This is a genomic window from Deltaproteobacteria bacterium (assembly GCA_016875225.1).
In the GTDB taxonomy this organism is placed as follows: Bacteria; Myxococcota_A; UBA9160; order SZUA-336; family SZUA-336; genus VGRW01.
In genome coordinates, this window is sequence record VGRW01000161.1 from 1 (window position 1) to 2,967 (window position 2,967).

Annotated in this window: 3 protein-coding genes; all 3 read left to right on the forward strand. The window is 71.1% G+C overall.

Annotation, left to right across the window (positions count from 1 at the left end; translation table 11 throughout):
- Positions 1-1,092 (forward strand): asparagine synthase (locus FJ108_18345; protein ID MBM4337853.1); only part of this gene is annotated, 1,092 nt, incomplete at its 5' end.
- A gap of 94 nt (positions 1,093-1,186) precedes the next feature.
- On the forward strand, positions 1,187-2,176 hold the full coding sequence (gene gmd / locus FJ108_18350; GenBank protein MBM4337854.1) for a GDP-mannose 4,6-dehydratase: 990 nt from the start codon (positions 1,187-1,189) through the stop codon (positions 2,174-2,176).
- The coding region (locus FJ108_18355; GenBank protein MBM4337855.1) for an NAD-dependent epimerase/dehydratase family protein at positions 1,876-2,967 on the forward strand (1,092 nt) is incomplete at its 3' end. The genes gmd and FJ108_18355, both read left to right, overlap by 301 nt.

Below are 2,967 nucleotides of genomic sequence, written 5' to 3' on the forward strand. Positions count from 1 at the left end.
GGGGGCGTCTTCCTCTCCGGGGGCATCGATTCCGGACTCGTCGCGGCCGCCGCGGCGAAGCAGCGTACTGGCCTCGCGTGCTTCACGGTCGGGTTCGGCGGCGAGGCCGAGGACGAGACTCCGCTTGCCGCGGCGACCGCGCGCAGGCTCGGCGTGCGCATGGAGCGACTCGACGTGGATCTGCGCCGGGGAATGAGCGAGCTCCCCGCCGTGATGGGCCACTTCGACGAGCCGTGCTTCGACACGTCGGCGCTCCCCACCGCGCTGATCTGCGCGGAGGCGCGCAAGCATCTGGTCGTGGTCCTCACCGGAGACGCGGGCGACGAGGTCTTCGGCGGCTACCCGGCCCACGTTCGCGCCTGGCGCTGGCGCCATCTCGACGCCGTGCCGGCTGCGCTGCGCCGCTCCGCCGGCGCGCTGCTCGCCGGTGTCGCGCGGCCCGACACGATTCTGCGTCGGTTCGGCCGGCGTCTGGCGGAGCCGGTGGGGCGCTTCGGGATCGGCGCGACGCTGTACGCGTTCGAGGACTGGCCGCGCGACGTGCTGGTCCCCGCGCTGCGCATGGACGCAGACGAGCTGGTGCGCCGCTACGGCGAGCGACTTCCCGAGTGGCGCGGCGCGAGCCCGATCGACCAGTCGCAGCGCACGGACCTGCGCAGCTACATGCTCGACGACATCCTGGTGAAGGTGGACCGGATGAGCATGCGCCACTCGCTCGAGCTCCGTTCGCCCTTTCTCGACTACCGGATGGTGGAGCTCGGCCTGCGCGTGCCGTCGCGGCTGCGCGCGAAGGACGGCCGGAACAAGCACCTGCTGCGGCGTCTCGCCGCCCGCCACCTTCCGGAAGAGGTCTGCGTCGCTCCGAAGCGGGGCTTCGGAATCCCGCTGCGCTCGTGGCTGCGCGACCCGAAGCTCGCGAGCTCTCTGCGCGCGCTTCTGGCCGAGGGCACGCCGGGCTTCCCGGACCCGTTCCTGCCCGGCGGCGCAAATCGCCTCTGGGAAGCGGCTGCGGCCAATCCAGCGCTCCACACCGCGCTGGTCACGATGCTCTGCTACCGCTGGTGGTGCGCGGCCAGGAGCGCCGGCCCGTGATCCGGGCGGGCGCGCGCGGCCGATCGCGCCCGGACGGCCCGTCTGCTACTCCCACGGAACCCGAGATGACCGACCCACACGAGAAGCCGCTGACATGGACCAGACGCGCACCGCGCTGATCACCGGGATCACCGGTCAGGACGGCTCCTATCTCGCCGAGCTCCTGCTCTCGAAGCGCTACCGCGTGATCGGGATGGTGCGGCGCTCCAGCAGCGAGAACTTCGAGCGCATCAGCCACATGGTCGACCGGCTGGAGCTGCGCCAGGCGGATCTCCTCGATCAGCTCTCGCTCGTGAACCTGGTCCAGGAGGTCGAGCCGGACGAGGTCTACAACCTGGCCGCGCAGTCCTTCGTGCCCACGAGCTTCAGCCAGCCGCTGCTCACCGGCGAGTTCACGGCGCTCGGCGTGACGCGAATGCTGGAAGCGGTCCGGCTGGTGAACCCGAAGATCCGCTTCTACCAGGCCAGCTCGAGCGAGATGTTCGGGCGCGTGCGCGCGACGCCGCAGAACGAGCTCACGCCCTTCCACCCGCGTAGCCCCTACGGGGTCGCGAAGCTCTACGCGCACTGGATCACGGTGAACTACCGCGAGAGCTACGGGATGTACGCGTGCTCGGGAATCCTGTTCAACCACGAGTCGCCGCGCCGCGGTCGGGAGTTCGTGACGCGCAAGATCGCCGAGGGCGCGGCGCGGATCTCGCTGGGCCAGGCGAAGCATCTCGAGCTCGGCAACGTCGACGCGAAGCGCGACTGGGGCTACGCGCCGGAGTACGTCGAGGCGATGTGGCGGATGCTGCAGCAGGACGAGCCGGAGGATTTCGTCGTCGGCACCGGCCGCCACCACACGCCGCGCGAGTTCTGCGAGCTGGCCTTCAATCGCGTCGGGCTCGACTACCGCGACCACGTGCGCACCGACCCGCGACTGCTCAGGCCCGCCGAGGTCGACACGCTGCTCGCGGATCCCTCGAGGGCGCGCGAGCGGCTCGGCTGGGAGGCGCGCACGAGCTTCCGCGAGCTCGTCGAGCTGATGGTCGACGCCGAGCTCGAGCGCGGACGGAAGAGCGCGCTGGCCGCGCGGAGCTAGCCTTGCGCGTGCTGGTCACCGGCGGGGCCGGCTTCATCGGCTCGCACCTCGTTCGCGCCTGCCTCGACGCCGGCGAGGACGTGCGCGTCTTCGACGACATGAGCAGCGGCAAAGCCGAGAACCTCTCCGAGGTCGCAGGCGAGATCGAGCTCGTCCGTGGCAGCGTGGTCGACCTGCCTGCGCTCGAGCGCGCGGCGCTCGGCTGCGAGGTCGTCTACCACCAGGCCGCGATCGCGTCGGTGCCACAAAGCGTCGACGACCCGGTCGGGACCCACGACGTGAACGCGACCGGAACCCTGCACGCGCTCGAGGCCGCCCGCCGAGCCGGCTCCCGCCGCTTCGTCCTGGCCAGCTCCACGGCGGTGTACGGCGACGGTCCGCAGCTGCCGAAACGCGAGGACATGCCCTGCGATCCACGCTCGCCCTACGCGCTGCAGAAGCTCCTCGGCGAGCTGTACTGCGAGCAGTACGCGCGCCTGTTCGGATTCGAGGCCGTCGCGCTGCGCTACTTCAACGTGTTCGGCCCGCGCCAGGACCCGAGCTCGATGTACGCCGGAGTGATTCCCCGCTTCGTCGCTGCGCTGCGCGCCGGCGAGCGACCGCGAATCTTCGGCGACGGTCTGCAGTCACGCGATTTCGTGTACGTCGCCGACGTGGTCGCGGCGAACCGGGCCTGCGCGAACGCACCGGCGGCGCTGGCCGGGAAGACCATCAACGTCGGCCGCGGAGTCCGAACCACGCTGCTCGAGCTCCTGCAGCGGATCGGCGACGCGCTGGGCCGACCCGTTCCG